This window comes from Pseudomonas lurida (genome assembly GCF_013522705.1).
Lineage (GTDB): Bacteria > Pseudomonadota > Gammaproteobacteria > Pseudomonadales > Pseudomonadaceae > Aquipseudomonas > Aquipseudomonas quebecensis.
On sequence record NZ_JAAMRE010000006.1, the window covers coordinates 196,042 to 215,643 of the forward strand.

General features: G+C 61.2%; 11 protein-coding genes and 1 pseudogene. 8 read left to right on the plus strand and 4 right to left on the minus strand.

Translation table 11 applies throughout. The annotated features are described in order from the left end of the window. Positions 1–3: 3 nt before the first annotated feature. Complete coding sequence (locus G7025_RS07925) at positions 4–474, minus strand: DUF1289 domain-containing protein (protein WP_181077924.1); 471 nt, start codon at positions 472–474, stop codon at positions 4–6. A gap of 398 nt (positions 475–872) precedes the next feature. Between G7025_RS07925 and acnB the strand changes: the two genes are divergently transcribed. Then, a complete protein-coding gene (acnB, locus tag G7025_RS07930) occupies positions 873–3,482 on the plus strand; it encodes a bifunctional aconitate hydratase 2/2-methylisocitrate dehydratase (RefSeq protein WP_181077976.1) in 2,610 nt (869 codons plus the stop codon). Positions 3,483–3,602: 120 nt separating this feature from the next. Here the strand turns inward: acnB and G7025_RS07935 are convergent, their stop codons facing one another. After that, entirely contained in the window at positions 3,603–4,880 is a 1,278-nt protein-coding gene (locus tag G7025_RS07935) for a serine/threonine transporter (RefSeq protein ID WP_181077926.1), read from the minus strand. A gap of 261 nt (positions 4,881–5,141) precedes the next feature. Between G7025_RS07935 and G7025_RS07940 the strand changes: the two genes are divergently transcribed. The 4 genes and pseudogenes from G7025_RS07940 to pdxR all read left to right on the plus strand — a co-directional run. After that, entirely contained in the window at positions 5,142–6,095 is a 954-nt protein-coding gene (locus G7025_RS07940; RefSeq protein ID WP_181077928.1) for a 2-hydroxyacid dehydrogenase, read from the plus strand. Positions 6,096–6,224: 129 nt separating this feature from the next. Then, on the plus strand, positions 6,225–7,292 hold the full coding sequence (locus tag G7025_RS07945) for a phosphotransferase family protein (protein WP_181077930.1): 1,068 nt from the start codon (positions 6,225–6,227) through the stop codon (positions 7,290–7,292). A 9-nt stretch (positions 7,293–7,301) separates the two neighbouring features. Beyond that, on the plus strand, positions 7,302–8,069 hold the full coding sequence (locus tag G7025_RS07950; protein ID WP_181077932.1) for an SDR family oxidoreductase: 768 nt from the start codon (positions 7,302–7,304) through the stop codon (positions 8,067–8,069). A 70-nt stretch (positions 8,070–8,139) separates the two neighbouring features. Next, positions 8,140–9,558, plus strand: a pseudogene (gene pdxR, locus G7025_RS07955) (MocR-like pyridoxine biosynthesis transcription factor PdxR); the annotation flags it as partial. A 73-nt stretch (positions 9,559–9,631) separates the two neighbouring features. Here the strand turns inward: pdxR and G7025_RS07960 are convergent. Next, positions 9,632–10,261 carry a DNA-3-methyladenine glycosylase I gene (locus G7025_RS07960; protein WP_181077935.1) on the minus strand — a complete coding sequence of 210 codons (630 nt, stop codon included), beginning with the start codon at positions 10,259–10,261 and terminating at the stop codon, positions 9,632–9,634. A gap of 218 nt (positions 10,262–10,479) precedes the next feature. Between G7025_RS07960 and G7025_RS07965 the strand changes: the two genes are divergently transcribed. From G7025_RS07965 to G7025_RS07975, 3 genes are all read left to right on the plus strand, one after another. Then, positions 10,480–11,805 carry a C4-dicarboxylate transporter DctA gene (locus G7025_RS07965; RefSeq protein ID WP_181077978.1) on the plus strand — a complete coding sequence of 442 codons (1,326 nt, stop codon included), beginning with the start codon at positions 10,480–10,482 and terminating at the stop codon, positions 11,803–11,805. An 86-nt stretch (positions 11,806–11,891) separates the two neighbouring features. Beyond that, positions 11,892–12,593, plus strand: a complete 702-nt coding sequence (locus G7025_RS07970) for a FadR/GntR family transcriptional regulator (RefSeq protein ID WP_181077937.1) — start codon at positions 11,892–11,894, stop codon at positions 12,591–12,593. A gap of 18 nt (positions 12,594–12,611) precedes the next feature. Beyond that, positions 12,612–13,298: a GntR family transcriptional regulator gene (locus G7025_RS07975; RefSeq protein ID WP_181077939.1), complete on the plus strand. Its 687-nt coding sequence runs from the start codon at positions 12,612–12,614 to the stop codon at positions 13,296–13,298. A 655-nt stretch (positions 13,299–13,953) separates the two neighbouring features. Here the strand turns inward: G7025_RS07975 and G7025_RS07980 are convergent. Next, entirely contained in the window at positions 13,954–18,822 is a 4,869-nt protein-coding gene (locus G7025_RS07980) for an NAD-glutamate dehydrogenase (RefSeq protein WP_181077941.1), read from the minus strand. Positions 18,823–19,602: the final 780 nt, after the last annotated feature.

Genomic DNA, 19,602 nt, shown 5'->3' on the forward strand with positions numbered 1-19,602 from the left:
TTGTCAGTCAGCGAGTGCATCGTTCAAGAAGGCCGGGGCGATATAGCGCTGGTAATGGGCCTCGGAGAGGATAAAGAACTCACGGTCGATGGCATCGCGCAGTTCCGGCAAGGCCCACTCGCGAAACTCCGGCAACAGCACCATGCCGTACGCCTCCAGGTTATTGATCACCCGCGCCCCGCGAGCAATCAACTGGTACGCCCAACAGTACGCGGACTGGTGCGGCACAAAACGGATCTTGCGCTGCTCCAGTTGCCCGCGCAGTTTGCCAGGGTCGAACACTTCCAGCTTGCCGGCCATCACCTGCACCAACAAGTGCTCCAACCGCAGCCAGACCGCGCGTTTTTCTTCTTCGTTATAGCCGTTCCACTGGATCACTTCATGGTGGAAGCGCTTGCAGCCACGGCAAACGAGGTCGCCGTAAACGGTGGAGCACAGGCCTACGCAGGGGGTTTTGATGGTTTGGTTGGACATGGGCGGCGGCACGCAAATCAGTGAAACAGTGCGTCATGTTAGCCCTTTGTCTAAGGTTGATCACCCGGCAAACGTGACATGGCAACTTACCTTTAAATTTTTTTTGCCGTAGAATCATCCGGCCTTGTAAGGCGCCAATAATCCGCTGGAAGCTGTTTTCAAAGCGTCACGAGCACAGTCGTTCCTTCAGAACGGTGTTGGCGATGGTGAACGACCCGGTAGGTCGAGCATCAGCGCCAACCCTCATCAGCTCCGTTCTGCAGGCGTAAAACTTTGAAAGCAGCTTCTGTGAGAAATGCCGGCAGCGCTGGCTTTGCGGCCCAAAAAGCCCCCGAGCGCACGCGTGCCGATCATTTCTGGATGAGCGTCCCGTGGGACCACTGATGAGGGTAATAACTGTGCTTGAAGCCTACCGCATACATATCGAAGAGCGTGCAGCCCTGGGTATCGTTCCCCAGCCGCTTAATGCCGAACAAACCGCAGGCCTGGTCGAGCTGCTGAAAAATCCTCCGGCTGGCGAAGAAGAATTCCTCGTTGACCTGATCACCAACCGCATTCCACCAGGCGTTGACGAAGCTGCCTACGTCAAGGCCGGTTTCCTGTCCGCCCTGGCCAAGGGCGAAGCCACTTCCCCCCTGATCGACAAGAAACGCGCCGTTGAGCTGCTTGGCACCATGCAGGGCGGCTACAACATCGTGACCCTGGTCGAGCTGCTCGACGATGCCGAGCTGGCACCTGTTGCCGCCGCTCAACTCAAGCACACCCTGCTGATGTTCGATGCCTTCCACGACGTCGCTGAAAAAGCCAAGAACGGCAACCAACACGCTAAAGCCGTGCTGCAGTCCTGGGCCGATGGCGAGTGGTTCAAGAACCGTCCGACCCTGGCCGACAAGATCAGCCTGCGCGTGTTCAAGGTCACCGGCGAAACCAACACCGACGACCTGTCCCCTGCCCCGGACGCCTGGTCCCGCCCTGATATCCCGCTGCACGCCCTGGCCATGCTGAAAATGGCGCGCGAAGGCATCGTGCCGGACGAGCAAGGCAAGACCGGCCCGATGAAGCAGATCGAAGAGATGCGCGGCCAAGGCTTCCCGATCGCCTACGTCGGTGACGTGGTCGGTACCGGTTCGTCGCGTAAATCCGCCACCAACTCCGTACTGTGGTTCTTCGGCGACGACGTGCCTTACGTACCGAACAAGCGCGCCGGTGGTTTCTGCTTCGGCAGCAAGATCGCTCCGATCTTCTACAACACCATGGAAGATGCCGGCGCACTGCCAATCGAATTCGACGTCACCAACATGCACATGGGCGACGTGATCGACCTTTACCCGCATGCCGGCAAAGTCTGCAAACACGGCACCGACGAAGTCCTGACCACCTTCGAAATGAAGACCCCGGTGCTGTTGGACGAAGTCCGCGCCGGCGGCCGTATCCCGCTGATCATCGGCCGTGGCCTGACCGAAAAAGCGCGTGCCGAGCTGGGCCTGGGCCCGACCGATCTGTTCAAGCTGCCAGAAGCCCCGGTCGATACCGGCAAAGGCTTCACCCTGGCGCAGAAGATGGTCGGCAAGGCGTGCGGCCTGCCGGAAGGCAAAGGCGTGCGTCCAGGCACCTACTGCGAACCGAAGATGACCACCGTGGGTTCCCAGGACACCACCGGTCCGATGACCCGTGACGAACTCAAAGACCTGGCGTGCCTGGGCTTCTCGACCGACCTGGTGATGCAGTCCTTCTGCCACACCGCGGCCTATCCAAAGCCGATCGACGTGACCACCCACCACACCCTGCCTGACTTCATCATGACCCGTGGCGGCGTGTCGCTGCGTCCAGGCGACGGCATCATCCACAGCTGGCTGAACCGCATGCTGCTGCCGGACACCGTCGGCACCGGTGGCGACTCCCACACCCGTTTCCCGATGGGCATCTCGTTCCCAGCAGGTTCCGGTCTGGTCGCGTTCGCCGCCGCCACCGGCGTTATGCCGCTGGACATGCCGGAATCGATCCTGGTGCGCTTCAAAGGCAAAATGAAACCTGGCATCACCCTGCGTGACCTGGTTCATGCCATTCCTTACTACGCGATCCAGGCTGGCCTGTTGACCGTAGAGAAGAAAGGCAAGAAAAACGCCTTCTCCGGCCGCATCCTGGAAATCGAAGGCCTGAACGACCTGACCCTGGAGCAGGCGTTCGAGTTGTCCGACGCCTCGGCCGAACGTTCGGCTGCCGGTTGCACCATCAAGCTGTCCAAAGAGTCCATCACCGAGTACCTGAACTCCAACATCACCCTGCTGCGCTGGATGATCGGCGAAGGCTACGGCGATGCGCGCACTCTGGAACGTCGCGCCCAAGCGATGGAAGCCTGGGTCGCCAACCCGGAGCTGATGGAAGCCGATGCCGACGCCGAATACGCCGAAATCATCGAAATCGACCTGGCCGAGATCAACGAGCCGATCCTCTGCGCACCAAACGACCCGGACGACGCTCGTCTGCTGTCCAGCGTTGCCGGCGAGAAGATCGACGAAGTGTTCATCGGTTCGTGCATGACCAACATCGGTCACTTCCGCGCTGCCGGTAAGTTGCTGGAACAGGTCAAGGGTCAGCTGCCAACCCGTCTGTGGCTGTCGCCGCCGACCAAGATGGACGCTCACCAACTGACCGAAGAAGGCTACTACGGCATCTACGGCAAGGCTGGCGCACGCATGGAAATGCCGGGCTGCTCGCTGTGCATGGGTAACCAGGCACGGGTAGAACCGAACTCCACCGTGGTGTCGACGTCGACCCGTAACTTCCCGAACCGTCTGGGTGACGGCGCGAACGTCTATCTGGCTTCGGCTGAGCTGGCGGCAGTCGCTTCCACCCTGGGTCGCCTGCCGACCGTCGAGGAGTACATGGGTTACGCGGCCAAGCTGGACACCATGGCCAGCGATGTCTACCGCTACCTGAACTTCGACCAGATCGCCGAGTTCCGCAAGATCGCGGCCAGCGCCAACATCCCGGTGCTGCAAGCTTAACGGTGTGTTGATGTGAAAAACGCCGCGTATCGCAAGATACGCGGCGTTTTTTTATGTCTGGAACAAGCCATTACTCAAGGCAAAACAATGGTGGGAGAGGTCAAGCCCCTCCCACACCACTCAAGCCATCAGCGAATACACCAACGCCGTAATCGCCACCAAACCGACCGCCGTGACAAACACGTTGGACGCCTGCCCACGGTACTTGGCCATGGCCGGTACTTTGCGAATGGCGTACATCGGCATCAGGAACAGGATCGACGCAATCACCGGGCCGCCCAGCGTCTCGATCATGCCGAGGATGCTGGGATTGAGCGTGGCGACGATCCAGCACACCACCAGCATGAAGGCGGCGGTCATGCGGTCCAGGGTTTTGGCGGCCGGGCGGCGACCGGTTTTGAGCACCAGGCCCTTGAGGCCTTCGCTGGCACCGATGTAGTGGCCCAGAAACGACTTGGCAATCGCCACAAACGCGATCAACGGCGCAGCAAATGCGATGGTCGGGTTGTTGAAGTGGTTGGCCAGGTACGACAGGATCGACAGGTTCTGCGCCTTGGCTTCGGCCAACTGGGCCGGCGACAGGGTCAGCACGCAGCTGAACACAAAGAACAACACCATCGCCACCATCAACAGGTGCGCGCGGGACAGGATCTGCGAGCTGCGCTCATCGGCATGGGCGCCGTACTGGCGCTTCTGATCCACCGCAAACGCCGAGATGATCGGCGAATGGTTGAACGAGAACACCATCACCGGAATCGCCAGCCACAGCGTATTGAGCAACGCCGCCGGCGCCGGCACCTCGCGGGCGGTGCTGAGGATGCCACCGATCCAGTGCGGCACCAGGTACACCGCCAAAAACAGCAAGGCGACGATAAACGGATACACCATCAGGCTCATGGCCTTGACGATCACCTGCTCGCCGCAGCGCACCACGGCCAGCAGGCCCAGGATCAGCACGAACGACAGGATCGCCCGTGGCGGCGGCAGAATGTGCAACTGGTGTTCCATGAAGCTACTGACGGTGTTGGTCAGCGCCACGCTGTAGATCAGCAGGATCGGGAAAATCGCAAAGAAGTACAGCAGCGTGATCAGCGCCCCGGCCTTGATGCCGAAGTGCTCCTCTACCACGTCGGTAATGTCGGAGCCTTCACGACCGGACAGCACGAACCGCGTCAGGCCACGGTGGGCGAAGAACGTCATCGGGAATGCCAGCAGCGCCAGGATCACCAGGGGCCAGAAGCCGCCCAGCCCCGCGTTGATCGGCAAGAACAAAGTACCGGCGCCGATGGCGGTGCCGAACAGGCCGAGCATCCAGGTGGTGTCCTGGCGGCTCCAGCGCGTGAGGGTTGCAGGTGTCGTTGCATAGCGTTCATCGACGCTATTGGCCTGATCATTCATCCGGTCGGATCTCCGCATTTACACGGCCGGGACGAGTCAGAAAAACCTGACAGGCAGCGCCCCGACCATAGAAGGGCCCGGATTGTCCGGGATTCTCGTGAAGAAGCAAAGACTTAGCTGAGGAATGGTTGACCGGTGCAGGCGCTCACAGGGGCGAACGTGCCCGATCCTACGAGCAGTAAATTTTCCTTCCCGATAAAACGCTCTGTCTTACAAATCCCGCATACTGGTGCTCTCTAACCCCCAAGGAAGAGCCTTGCGATGACCACCACTGTCCTGGTCCTGGTTGAAACCATCAACGACTACCTGCCCATCATCGAGAGTAACGATTTTCATGTGATCCTGGCCCCGACGCCCGCCGAACGCGCCCACGCCATCAAGGCCCACGGCGGGCAGATCCAGGCCGTGCTGACCCGTGGTCCGCTGGGCTTGTACGCCGAGGAAATCGCCGCGCTGCCGCTGCTGGAGATCATCTGCGTGATCGGCGCCGGCTATGAACACGTCGACCTGCAGGCCGCCAGCAATCGCGGGATCGTGGTCACCAACGGCGCCGGCGTCAACGCGCCATCGGTGGCCGACCACGCCATGGCGTTGTTGCTGTCACTGGTACGGGGTATCCCGCAGAACGATGCGGCCGTGCGGCGCGGCGAGTGGCCCAAGGTGATGCGCCCGTCCCTGGGCGGCAAGCAGTTAGGTATTCTCGGGCTCGGCGCCGTCGGCCTGGAGATCGCCAAGCGCGCGGCCCTGGGCTTTGGCATGGAGATCAGTTACCACAATCGCCAACCACGGGATGACGTGGACTACACCTACTGCGCCACGGCCCTGGATCTGGCGCGCACCGCAGACTTCCTGATCCTGGCCACGCCGGGCGGCGACGGCACCCGGCACCTGATCGACCGACGTGTGCTGGACGCCCTCGGGCCCCATGGTTATCTGGTGAATATCGGACGCGGCAGCGTGGTGGTCACCGCCGACCTGATTGCCGCGCTGGAACAGCGCCGCATCGGTGGCGCAGCCCTGGATGTGTTCGACGACGAACCCAAGGTGCCCGACGCCCTCAAACGCCTGGGCAATACTGTGCTCACCTCCCATGTCGCCGGTCTGTCGCCCGAAGCCGCGCATGACACCGTGCAGCGCGTGGCCGACAACCTGGTGGAGTACTTCGCCGGGCGCCCGGTGCTCACCCCGGTCGCCCTGCCCCCGCCCGCAAAATGACCGATCAGGCACGTTGATCATCGTGCAACACGCTAACCTATTAAACCGCCCCGACCTTGTGGCTGGGCGGTGGCGCGCATTAGATTAGCCAATAGTCCGAGGCCTTTAGAATAAGCAGAAGGGATAAGCATGGCGCTGAACGACCAATCCACCCAGATTCGCCCCGGCGAAGAACTCGATGCCGGCCTGATCGATCCCTACCTCAAGGCCCATATCCCGGGGTTGAACGGCACGCCCACCATCAGCCAGTTCCCCGGTGGCGCCTCCAACCTGACTTACCTGCTGGAATACCCCGATCAGGAATTTGTGCTGCGCCGCCCGCCCTTTGGGCACAAAGCCAAGTCCGCCCACGACATGGGCCGTGAATTCCGCATTCTCAACCAGCTCAAAGACGGGTTCCCGTACTGCCCCAAAGCCTACGTGCATTGCACCGATGAGTCAGTGATCGGCGCCGAATTCTATGTGATGGAACGCGTCAACGGCATCATCCTGCGCTCCGACCTGCCCGCCGAGCTGGGCCTGGACGCCGCCAGGACCGAAGCACTGTGCAAAAGCTTTATCGACAAGTTCGTCGAACTGCATCAGGTGGACTACAGCGCTTGCGGCCTGGCCGACCTGGGCAAGCCCGAAGGCTACGTGGCGCGGCAGATTCGCGGCTGGGGCGAGCGCTACGAAAAAGCCCTGACCCCCGACGCGCCGAAGTGGGAGGCGGTACGCGCCTGGCTCAACGACAAGATGCCGGCCGATCACCCCACCTCCAGCATCGTGCATAATGACTACCGCTTCGACAACGTGATCCTCGACCCCCGTAACCCGATGCAGATCATCGGCGTGCTGGATTGGGAACTGACCACCCTGGGCGACCCACTGATGGACCTGGGCAACTCCCTCGCCTACTGGATCGAAGCCGCCGACCCTGCACCGGTGCAATTGATACGCCGCCAGCCGAGCAATGCGCCAGGTATGCTCACCCGCCGCGAGTTCGTCGACTACTACGCCGAGCGCTCGGGCATCCGGATCGACAACTTCGATTTCTACTACACCTACGGCCTGTTCCGCCTGGCCGGCATCGTGCAGCAGATCTACTACCGCTTCTTCCATGGCCAGACCCAGGACAAACGCTTTGCGCAGTTCATCCAGATGAACGCACTGCTCGAGCAAATGAGCCTGAATGTCATCGGCAAATCAGCCCTCTAAGGAACCCTCATGTCCAAGACCCACCTGTTCGACCTCGACGGCAAGATCGCGTTTGTCTCCGGCGCCAGCCGTGGCATCGGTGAGGCCATCGCCAAGTTGCTGGCTCAGCAAGGCGCCCACGTAATCGTCTCCAGCCGTAAGCTCGAAGGCTGTCAGCACGTAGCCGATGCGATCATCGCCGACGGCGGCAAGGCCACGGCGGTGGCTTGCCACATCGGTGAAATGGAGCAGATCAGCCACGTGTTCGCAGGCATTCGCGAGCAGTTCGGGCGCCTGGATATCCTGGTCAATAACGCCGCGACCAACCCGCAATTCTGCAACGTGCTGGACACCGACCTCGGCGCGTTCCAGAAAACCGTGGACGTGAATATCCGTGGCTACTTCTTCATGTCCGTGGAAGCCGGCAAGCTGATGCGCGAAAACGGCGGCGGCAGCATCATCAACGTGGCCTCGATCAACGGCATCTCGCCCGGCATATTCCAGGGCATTTACTCGGTGACCAAGGCCGCAGTCATCAACATGACCAAGGTGTTCGCCAAGGAATGCGCCGAATTCGGCATTCGCTGCAACGCGCTGCTGCCGGGCCTGACCGACACCAAGTTCGCCTCGGCACTGGTCAAGAACGACTCGATCCTGAAAATGGCCCTGGCACAGATCCCCCTCAAACGCGTGGCCGCCCCCAGCGAGATGGCCGGCGCGGTGCTGTTTCTGGCCAGCGATGCGTCGAGCTACACCACAGGTGTGTCGCTGAATGTGGACGGTGGTTTCCTGTCCTGAGTGCTGCCACAGCGCGACAGATCGATTTGCGGGTAACCTTGGCGCAGATCGATCTGTCTCAGGATGAAACATGGAACTGCACCTCGTCATCAACGGGCGTAAAGACCTGGCGGCCCAGCTTTATCAACAGTTGCGTGAAGCCATCTGCGCCGGGCGCCTGGCGGCGGGTGCGCAACTGCCACCCAGCCGCTTGCTGGCCAAGCAATTGGGCCTATCGCGCAAGACCGTGTCCGATGCCTACGCCACTTTGACCTATGAAGGCCTGCTGGTAGGCAGGATTGGCCGTGGGACCTTCGTCAACGCATGGGCGCCGCAGCCTGATCGCGTGCAGGCCGCCACCGACCTCGCGTGCGCCGCCAACCTGGCGAAGTGGCAAGCGCTGCCCTCCCCCATGCATCACCCCGCCGGCGACAAGCGCCTGCGCTATGAATTTATCGGCGGCGCCACCACCCGTCAGCAGTTCCCTCAGGATGAATGGCGCCGCTGCACCCAGCATGCCCTGCGGCGCATCGCCGAGCACAGCGGGTTCTACAGTCAACCCGAAGGGCTGCCGGAATTGCGCAGCGCCATCGCCGGGCATATCGCGTTTTCACGCGGGGTCAATTGCCGCGACAGCGACATCGTGGTCACCAACGGCGCGCAACAGGCGCTGGACCTGCTCGCCCGCGTGGTGCTGGAACCGGGCAGCGTCGTCGCGATGGAAGACCCCGGCTACAGCCCCGCGCGGCAGTTGTTCATGGCGATGGGGGCCAGCGTCGCCAGCGTTCCGGTGGACGACCAGGGCATTGAGGTGGACAAGATCCCCGACGGCACGCGGCTGATCTATGTCACGCCCTCGCATCAATTTCCCCTCGGCATGCCCATGAGCCCGGCGCGGCGCGAAGCCTTGCTGGCGCGGGCGTTCGAGCTGGGCGCGATCATCATTGAGGACGACTACGACAGCGAATTCCGCTACGAGGGCCGCCCTACCGATTCGCTGCAAAGCCTGGACGGCCGCGGGGTAGTGGCTTACGTGGGCACCTTCTCCAAGACCCTGCTGCCCGAATTACGCCTGGGCTATGTGGTACTGCCGCCGGCGATCCACGGCGCGGTGCTCAAGGCCAAGCAACTGACCGACCAGCACAGCTCAACGTTGCCGCAATGGGCGCTGGCCAAATTTATCAGCGACGGCTATCTGCTCAAACACATACGCCGCTGCCACGCGGTGTACGCCGCGCGCCGCGAACGCATCCTGCAGCGCCTGGCGGGCGATCTGTCGCCGTGGTTCGAAGCAATACCCACGGTGGCCGGTTTCCACCTGGCTGCCCTGTGCAAGGTGCCGGTGAACATTGCACGGCTGAGTGAGCTGGCGCGCCAGGTGGACGTCGGCTTGTACCCGCTGGAGGTGTTCTTTCATGACGCGCCGGTGCGTGGGGGCTTGATTGTCGGGTTCGGCGCCATTGAACTGCTCGATATCGACCCGGCCCTGGACAAGGTCCGCGATATTCTGCTGACGATGGATGTACCCATGCCTATCGGGGTTAAGCCTCCTCCCACAGTTTCAACCGCGCCGAGTCGGCAATTCAGGGGCGCTTGAACTGGCGCCGCAGCGCTTCAATCCGCGGGCGACATGCGCATCCTTCGAGATGATCATTGACCATCCCCATCGCCTGCATCAGCGCATACATCGTGGTCGGCCCCACGAACGTCCAGCCACGTTTCTTCAAAGCCTTGGATAAACGCACCGAAGCCGGCGATGTCGGGTTGCCGGTCCAGTAAGCCAGGTCCACCACGGCCGGGCGCTCTTCCGGGCCGGGCTCGAAGGCCCATAACCACTGCGCCAGCGAGCCGGTCTCCTCCACCAGCTCACGCGCGCGGCGTGCATTATTGATCGTGGAAACGATTTTGGCCCGATTACGCACGATGCCTGGGTCCTGCATCAGGCGCTGGATATCCGCCTCGCCATACTGCGCCACGCGGTGGAAATCAAAGCCGTCGAACGCCGCACGAAACTGCTCGCGCTTGCGCAGGATGGTGATCCACGCCAGCCCCGCCTGAAACCCTTCCAGGCAGATCTTCTCGTACAACTGGCGGTCATCGGCCACCGGCACGCCCCACTCATGGTCGTGGTAATGCAGGTATTCCGGCGCGGCACCGCGCCAGGCGCAGTGTCGGTGCCCATGCTTATCGGTGCTCAAACCTGGTGTGTCCATTCGCCCCCCTTCTGTGCCGAGCGCCGGATGATAAGCGAAAAATTTTGCACGCCGCCAACCGCTCAAGCATCGCCCTTACCGACCCACTGGTCAGACCGGGACCTGCCAACCGCCGAATTATTACTTGTGATTTCAAAAATACCTGGCCTAGACTGGCCCCGCACTGGACTTACCGGTATGACCACAACAATTAAGCCCTGGAACCACCAGGGCACCGAATAGAGATCCCTCCCATGCTCAGATGGTGCTCGCGTTCGATTTTCCTGCAAGTCGTGATCGGCCTGATGCTAGGCGTTGTTTGCGGCCTGGCCCTTCCCGAATTCTCTTCGCAACTCAAACCCCTGGGCGACGGCTTTATCAAGCTGATCAAAATGCTGATCGGCCTGATCGTATTCTGCGTGGTGGTCAGCGGCATTTCCGGTGCCGGCGACCTGAAAAAAGTCGGGCGCATCGGCCTCAAGTCGGTGATCTATTTCGAAGTGCTGACCACCATCGCCCTGGTGATCGGCCTGGTCATGGCCTTCAGTACCGGCATCGGCACCGGCGCCAACATCCACTTGGAACAGCTCTCCTCCGCCGGCCTTAATGAACTGGCCGACAAGGGCCAGCACATCCGCGGCACCAGCCAGTTCCTGATGGACCTGATCCCCAACTCGGTGATCGGCGCCTTTGCCGACAACAACGTGCTGCAAGTCCTGCTGTTCTCGGTGCTGTTCGGCAGTGCGTTGAACCTGGTGGGCGAAGCGGCGTCGGGTATCTCGCGACTGATCAACGAACTGAGCCATGTGATTTTCCGCATCATGGGCATGATCGTGCGCCTGGCGCCGATCGGCGTGTTCGGCGCGATCGCCTTCACCACCAGCACGTACGGCCTGGACTCCCTGCAGCATTTGGGCAGCCTGGTCGGCCTGTTTTACCTGACCTGCTTTGCCTTTGTGGGATTGGTCCTCGGCGTGGTGATGCGCCTGTCGGGCCTGCGCATGCTGCCGTTGCTCAAGTACCTGCGCGAAGAGTTGCTGATCGTGATGGGCACCGCATCGTCCGACGCCGTGCTGCCACAGATCATGCGCAAACTGGAACACCTGGGCATCGGCAGCTCCACCGTGGGCCTGGTGATTCCGACCGGGTACTCGTTCAACCTCGACGGGTTCTCGATCTACCTGACCCTGGCCATCGTATTTATCGCCAATGCCACCGGCACACCGCTGTCGATGACCGACCTGCTGACCATCCTGCTGGTGTCGCTGATCACCTCCAAGGGCGCCCACGGCATTCCCGGTTCCGCACTGGTGATTCTGGCGGCGACCCTCACGGCGATCCCGGCGATTCCGGTGGTAGGCCTGGTGCTGGTGCTGGCAGTGGACTGGTTCATGGGCATCGGCCGCGCGCTGACCAACCTGATTGGTAACTGCGTCGCCACTGTCGCCATTGCCCGTTGGGAAAAAGACATCGATATCCAACGCGCCAACAAGGTGTTGGACGGCCAGCAAGGGTATGCCTTCCAGGCCAAGAAACCGGTATTGCCGGCGCATCAGGAATTCTAACGCTGTCTCATGGGCAACGCTGGCTGATGTGGGAGGGCTTGCTCCCTCCCACCTGACTGTATTAGCAACATTAAGGAAGTATCGACGTGATCAGCAGCTCAACCGTCGTCAATTCAGTGGTAGAAAAACTCCGCGCCGCCCTGGCACGAGGCCAATGGCGCCGCGGCGAAATGCTCCCCGGCCAGCGCGAACTGGCCGAACAGATGGGCATCAGCCGCCCCAGCCTGCGTGAAGCTGTGATCGTGCTGGAAACCCTGGGCCTGGTGCGCTCCATGCCCGGCAAAGGCGTGGTCGTGCTGGAAACCAGCGTCAGCGAACCGCAGTCGAGCGATGCCGTAGCCGACGCCAGCCTCGAAGATATCCTGCAACTGCGCTACACCCTCGAACCCTTTATTGTCGGCCTGGTGGCCCAGTCCATCAGCAGCAAGGAAGTCGGCCAGTTGCGCCTGACCCTGATGGACATGCGCGAAGCCCTGGATGCCGGTGATGCTGAAGCCGGCATGAACGCCTACGTCGACTTCCACGAGGAGCTGTTCGCGCTGACGTCCAACCCGATCTTCCAGAACGTGGTGCAGCAGACCCGCAACGCCCTCAAGCAAAGCGCCCAGGTGTTGCGCAACTCGCCTGAACACCTGGCCGAACGCCTGCAGGAAAACGAGGCCGTGGTGCGCGCGATACGCAACAAGAACAGCGCCCTGGCCAGCGCCGAAATGCGCCGGCATATCCTGCAGGAAGGATTGCGCATGGGCATTGCACTGAACATTCCGGACGACCATCTCGGCAGCTGATTTTTTTGGAGACAGTCCATGACCGCTCACGCCCTGCAACGCGACCCGATCCAGCCAGCCCTGCGCCTGGTGGCCGGTAAAAAGCCATCGGTGGACGACATCTACCCGCAGTTGTTCGATGCCATCCTCGAACAACGCATCGCTCCTTCCAGCCGTTTTACCGAAGAAGGCCTGGGCGACACCTTTGGCGTGAGCCGCAGCGTGATTCGCCGGGTGCTGGCCAAGCTGTCCCATCAGCAAGTGATCATCCTGCGGCCCAACCAGCGCGCCCAGGTCGCCGCGCCGGACAGTCTGCAAACCCGACACATCCTCGAAGCCCGGCGCATAACCGAAATCACCGTGGTACAGCTGGCCTGCGCCCAGGCTACCCCGACACAGATCCGCCAACTGCGCGAGCTGATCGCCCGCGAGCGCGAGTGCATCGAACACGACCAGCGTGGACCGGCGATTCGGTTGTCCGGGGAGTTTCATCTGCAATTGGCGGCGATGGCAGGCAATGCGCCACTGGCGCAGTTCCTCAACAGCCTGGTGCCGTTGACGTCGCTGGTCATCGCCCAATATGAAGCGAAAGCCTGCACGTATTGCGCGTGGCAGGAGCATGTGGCGATTGTGGATGCGATTGAGCAGCGCGACTCAAACACTGCAGTGACCCTGATGACCCAACACCTGGATCACCTGGAAAGCAAATTACTGAAACACCACTGACCTTCAGATAAATGAAGATCCAAATGTAGGAGGAGGCCTGCCCCCATGGCAGTGTGTCAGTCAACCTAACCATGGCTGATACACCGCTATCGGGGGCAAGCCCCCTCCCACAGTTTTGTCCGCGCCAGGCTTGGTGCCAGGGTGCTTTCTATGCCTCTTGTCAGCCAAGACCGCACAAAAACCTGAAGCAAACTCAGATCCAAATGTGGGGGGGTTGCCCTCCCACAGTTCTGTCCGCGCCAGGCTTGGTGCCAGGTGCTTTCTATGCCTCTTGTCAGCCAAGACCGCACAAAAACCTGAAGCCAACTCAGATCCAAATGTGGGATGGGGCCCGCCCACAGTTCTATCCGCGCCAGGCTTGGTGCCAGGGTGCTTTCTATGCCTCTTACTAGCCAAGACCGCAAAAAACCTGAAGCCAACTCAGATCCAAATGTGGGAGGGGGCTTGCCCTCCCACAGTTATGTCCGCGCCAAGCTTGATGCCAGGGTGCTTTCTATGCCTCTTGCTAGCCAAGACCGCACAAAAACCTGAAGCCAACTCAGATCCGAAATGTGGGAGGGGGCTTGCCCCCGATGGCAGTGTGTCAGTCAACCTATCCATGACTGATACACCGCTGTCGGGAAAAAGCCCCCTCTCACTGGGTTTCACCGGAATATCAAGCCGGTTGCAGCACCGACTGACCGCTCAACGCCAGGTCCAGCAGTTCACGGTTGGCCACCGCGTACATAGCGTAGTCCGTGCCGACCGCGGCACGAATTTCCACCATCATTGCACGCCAGCGCTCGGCCATGTCCTTGTGCTGTTCAAGCCACAAGGCCACGCGGGCTTCCATGTCTTGCGGCGCGTCGGCCATCTGCAGAACAGAAATGGTGATCGCGCGCTGCTGAAAGTCCACATCGTCGCGGAACGCTTCGCGGGCCTGGGCCTGCCAGTTGTTGGCTACCGGCAGATCGCTGATCTGCTGCAGGTACCATGGCAGGTCCAGTGCGCTGCCGACGGCAAAGTAGGCCTTGGCCACTTCGGCGGCGTCATGCCCGGTTACGTCAGCGGCTTCGATGATCGGCAGCAAGGTGTACAGGTGCGTAGTGCCTGCAACCATGCGCGCCAGCAATTCCGGCACGCCGGCTTCGGTGTACGCCTGGTAGCGGGTCTGCCAGCCTTCGCGGGTCGGGCCTTCCAGCAGTTCGTCGAGCTTGAGGCCCAACGCGGCCAGGTGCGGACCGAAGTGGGCGGTGTCACGACCGGCATCCTGCTCGTTGCGGCGGCTGCGCAGGAACCAGCGCGTCGCGCGGCGCCCCAGGCGCATCAACTCGTCCATCAGCTCCAGCTGCACCTCGGCGGAAACCTGGTGATCCAGGGCCTCGATCTGGCGGAACCAGTGCGGGAGATGGAAGATGTCACGCACGATGACATACGCACCCGCCACGTTCGCCGGGCTCATGCCGGTCGACTCTTTGAGTCGCTGAACGAAGGTGATGCCCATATGGTTGACCAGATCGTTGGCGATCTGGGTGCTGACGATCTCACGCTTGAGGCGGTGACGACGCATGGCTTCGCCGAACTTGGCCACCAGGCTCGGCGGGAACGCGGTCTCCATGTCACGGGTGAGGTACTCGTCATCCGGTACCAGCGACTTGAGCAGCGCTTCCTTGAGGTCGATCTTGCTGTACGAGATCAGCACCGACAGCTCGGGCCGGGTCAGCCCCTTGCCATTGGCGGCGCGCTCGGCCAGTTGTTCCTCGGTCGGCAGGTACTCAATGGCGCGGTCCAGTTTGCCACGGCCTTCCAGGTCGCTCATCAGGCGCTTGTACTCGGCGGCACGCTCGTAGGCCTTGCGCGCGGCCAGGGACAGGGCCTGGGTCTGCTTATAGTTGTTGCCCAACACCAGGTTGCCGACTTCGTCGGTCATGCTCGCCAGCAACTGGTTGCGTTGCTTGTCGGTCATGTCACCGGCCTGCACCACTTCGTTGAGCAGGATCTTGATGTTCACTTCGTGGTCGGAGCAGTCCACGCCACCGGCGTTGTCGATGAAGTCGGTGTTGGAACCGCCGCCATTGAGGCCGAACTCCACGCGACCCAGCTGGGTCATGCCGAGGTTACCGCCCTCGCCTACTACCTTGCAGCGCAGCTCGTTGCCGTTCACGCGCAACGCGTCGTTGGCCTTGTCGCCCACATCGGCGTGGCTTTCGGTGCTGGCCTTGACGTAGGTGCCGATGCCGCCGTTCCACAACAGGTCCACCGGCGCCTTGAGCAAGGCGTTCAGCAGTTCGGTCGGGGTCAGCTTGTCGGCCTGGATGTCGAAGCGTTCTTTCATCTGCGGCGAGATGGCAATGCTCTTCGCGCTGCGCGAGAAGATACCGCCGCCTTCGGACATGATGCTGGTGTCGTAGTCGGTCCAGGCCGAACGCGGCAGCTCGAACATGCGCTTACGCTCGACAAAGCTGGTGGCCGGGTTCGGGTTCGGATCGATAAAGATATGCAGGTGGTTGAAGGCTGCGACCAGTTGCAGCTTGTCGGACATCAACAGGCCGTTACCGAACACGTCGCCGGCCATATCGCCGACGCCGACGACAGTGATGCTGTCTTCCTGCACGTTAATGCCGCGTTCACGGAAGTGACGCTGCACACCGACCCACGCGCCCTTGGCGGTGATGCCCATTTTCTTGTGGTCATAACCGGCCGAGCCACCGGAGGCGAACGCATCGCCCAGCCAGAAGCCGTAGTCGATGGCGATGCCGTTGGCGATATCGGAGAACGTCGCGGTGCCTTTGTCGGCTGCGACCACCAGGTACGGGTCATCGTCGTCATGACGCACGACGTTGGCTGGCGGCACCAGGGCGCCGTCTTTCAGGTTGTCGGTAATGTCCAACAGGCCGGAGATGAAGATGCGGTAGCAGGCGATGCCCTCGGCCGCGATCTCGTCACGGCTGCCGCCCAGTGGCAGGCGACGCGGCAGGAAGCCGCCCTTGGCACCCACCGGCACGATCACCGAGTTCTTCACCTGCTGGGCTTTTACCAGGCCCAGCACTTCGGTGCGGAAGTCTTCTTCACGATCGGACCAGCGCAGACCGCCGCGCGCAACGTTGCCGAAGCGCAGGTGCACGCCTTCGACCCGTGGCGAGTACACGAAGATCTCGAACTTCGGCACCGGCTTGGGCAGCTCGGGAATGGCGCGCGGGTCGAACTTGAAGCTGAAGTACGACTTGTTCTGGCCGTTGGCGTCGGTCTGGTAGAAGTTGGTGCGCAGGGTGGCCTTGATCAGGTCCAGGTAGCGACGCAGGATGCGGTCTTCGTTGAGCACCTGAACGTCGTCCAGGGCGCTGAGGATCGCTTGCTCCAGGCGCTGCTGCTTGTCTTCCAGGTCATCGGCGGTGAGCTTGCGCGCCAGGTAGAAGCGGGTCTTGAACAACCGGGTCAACTCGCGGGCGATGTCGGTGTGGTTGTTCAGGGTGCTGGCGATGTAACCCAGATCGAAGCCCAGGCGGATCTGCTTGAGGTAACGGGCGTAGGCACGCAGCAGCGCGACATCGCGCCATGGCAGGCCGGCGGTGAGCACCAGACGGTTGAACGCATCGTTCTCGGCATCGCCATGCACGATGTGCACGAACGCGTCCTGCAGCGTGTCGTTGAGCTGCTGGATATCCAGGTTCACGCCTTCGGCGGCGATGAACGCGAAGTCATGGATCCAGAACTCGCGGCCGTTGGCATGGCGCAGGCGGTACGGGAATTCACCCAGTACGCGCAGGCCGAGGTTCTCCAGGATCGGCAGCACGTCGGACAGCGCCAGCGGGGTATCCGCGTGGTAGAGCTTGCAATGCAGCTCGCGCTGGCCGGAGACCTGGCCCAATGGCTGATAGAAACTCATCACCAGCGGGTTGGCTTCGGTGAGGCTGAGCAGGTGCTGCATGTCGACCACGGCCGAATGCGCGGCGAAACGCTCACGGTAGCCGGCCGGGAAGCCTTTCGGGAAGTCCGCCAGCACGTTGGTGCCGTGGGCTTCGCCGAAGCTTTCCACGACCAGGCTGGCGTAGTCGTCCTGCCAACTGCGGCAGGCCTGGATCACTTCCTTTTCCAGTTGCAGCGGGTCGATGTCCAGGCGGTTCTTCGGGTCAACCCGCAGAATCAATTGCACACGCGCCAGCACGGACTCGGAGAAGAAGGTCCAGAACTCACAGTCGCTGGCCTTGAGACGATCCATCAACACTTGCTGGATCTTCTGGCGCACTTCGGTGGAGTAGATGTCGCGCGGCACGTAGGCCAGGCAGTAGCAGAAACGACCGTACGGGTCTTTGCGCAGGAACACGCGGATCTTGTTGCGTTCCTGGATCTGCACGATCGACATCACGGTGCTGAACAACTCGTCCACCGGGGTCTGGAACAGGTCATCACGGGGCAGGACTTCGACGACCTGCGCCAGTTCCTTGCCCAGGTGCGCCTTGGCCTGGAAGCCCGAGCGGCGCTCGATTTCCGCCACCTTGCGACGGATATAGGGAATCACGCGTACGCTTTCGCCGTACACCGACGAGGTGTACAGGCCCATGAAGCGGCATTCCTTGATGACCTTGCCGTCGGCGTCGATCTCGCGGATCGACACGTAGTCCGGGTAGGCCGGGCGATGCACGCGGCTTGGGTGCGCGGCCTTGGCGAAGGACAGCACAGTCGGCTCGCGCAGGTAGGACACGGCGTAGTCTTCGATGCGCAGGTCTTCGGCGGTGAGGCCGGCGCGCAGCAGCTTGGTCAGACCGAGGAACGAATTGGCGTCATATTCGATATGACCGCCGTCCGCCTCGTCACGTACCACGAATTCTTCATAGCCCAGGAAGGTGAAATGGTTGCCCACCAGCCATTCCAGGAAATTCTTGATCTCGGCTTTTTCTTCGCCGTCGATGCTGAACCGGCTGGCGTCGATACCGGCCAGCAGGTCCTGGACCTTGGCTTTCATCGGCTCGAAATCGGCCACGGCCACGCGCACTTCGCCCAGCACCTGCTCCAGCTCTTTGCTCAGCACGTTCAGTTCGGCGGCATTGGCACAGCGGTCGATCTCCAGGTACATCAGCGATTCCTGCCGGATGCTTTCGCCCTGGGTGCCTTTGGGCAGAATCTCCTGCAACTCGCCCTTGCTGCCGCGACGCACGCTGAGCACGGTGGTTTGCAGGGTGTGAATGCTGTAGCCACGACGGTTGAGCTCGGTGCGCACCGAGTCCACCAGGAATGGCAGGTCATGGTGCAGCACTTCGACCGCGGTGTGGGTCGACTGCCAGCCATGACGTTCGTAATCGGGGTTGTAGACCCGCACTTGCGGTTGGGTGTGATCAAAGCGCTCAAGCAGGCGCCAGGCAGACAGGGTGCAACCGGCCAGGTCGGAAAGGCGACGCTGGGTCAGTTCGTCCAGGGAAATAATGCCGAAGAATTGTTCAGCGAACAGCGCCACTTGTGGCAGTGCCTGTTCACTGATGTGCTGCGCCAGTGCCGCTTGCAGTTGGTGCTGGAAGTCGGCCTTGCTGGCTGCGGTGAAGAACGCCATCTGTGGTACTCCGCTTGGGCTTGTTATTGATGGAAGCGTCGCGTGTTATCCCCTTGGGGGGAGACCGTCGACTCTGTTCGCAGGTAACGAGTTAAGCACCATAAACGAATCAGGGTGACAGGTGGGTGAAGCTGGACAAGACAGTCAGGTCACATACAACTTCCATAAGATGCGCACCTTGCCGGGTGACGGTACGACGGGCAGGTCAGGCGCCTGGAACGTGCGCATCCGTTGCGCAGCTTAACGAGTGTAGGAGGACGGCTCTTGCAGCGCTGCGACATATTCGGTCATCGGTACGCAGGCGTGGGGTTGCGACGGGTGCAACCGTTGTCTCTCGCAAGCAAATCTTCGATTTCAAGCCTGCGAGCACCAAAAAATGACTGACATTGACGCCAAAGTCATGCTGCCGATGCGCCCAGGAAGCAGGACCGAAATTCGCCTACAGCCTGAACCTATAAACATCTTCAACCTATTGAACTCCAAGCTGAACCTTTATAAGCCATACGAAGCACGGAAATACTAAAAGAAAATAACTACGTTCCGCTAGGAACTTTCCTACAAGGCTGCCGGAAGCCAATTGCACAGCTGCGATTGAAAGAGGAAAACCGTGATGCTACTAATTTAAGCGCTTGCGAAATTTCTCGCGAGAGAAGTACCTACCAATAAAACACTTAGAATAAAAATATCGAGGTAATAAAAAATGGGCAAGAAACGCTCCGAAATTACAGTACCTACTTTCGCAGGGCTCACACAGGCCATGACTAGTTCAGATGGTTTCCT

What these genes read in the sequence shown, in the direction of transcription:
- G7025_RS07925 (WP_181077924.1), bottom strand. Translation starts at nt 474, where the DNA reads ATGTCCAACCAAACCATCAAAACCCCCTGCGTAGGCCTGTGCTCCACC.
- G7025_RS07935 (WP_181077926.1), bottom strand. Translation starts at nt 4,880, where the DNA reads ATGAATGATCAGGCCAATAGCGTCGATGAACGCTATGCAACGACACCT.
- G7025_RS07940 (WP_181077928.1), top strand. Translation starts at nt 5,142, where the DNA reads ATGACCACCACTGTCCTGGTCCTGGTTGAAACCATCAACGACTACCTG.
- G7025_RS07945 (WP_181077930.1), top strand. Translation starts at nt 6,225, where the DNA reads ATGGCGCTGAACGACCAATCCACCCAGATTCGCCCCGGCGAAGAACTC.
- G7025_RS07950 (WP_181077932.1), top strand. Translation starts at nt 7,302, where the DNA reads ATGTCCAAGACCCACCTGTTCGACCTCGACGGCAAGATCGCGTTTGTC.
- G7025_RS07960 (WP_181077935.1), bottom strand. Translation starts at nt 10,261, where the DNA reads ATGGACACACCAGGTTTGAGCACCGATAAGCATGGGCACCGACACTGC.
- G7025_RS07975 (WP_181077939.1), top strand. Translation starts at nt 12,612, where the DNA reads ATGACCGCTCACGCCCTGCAACGCGACCCGATCCAGCCAGCCCTGCGC.
- G7025_RS07980 (WP_181077941.1), bottom strand. Translation starts at nt 18,822, where the DNA reads ATGGCGTTCTTCACCGCAGCCAGCAAGGCCGACTTCCAGCACCAACTG.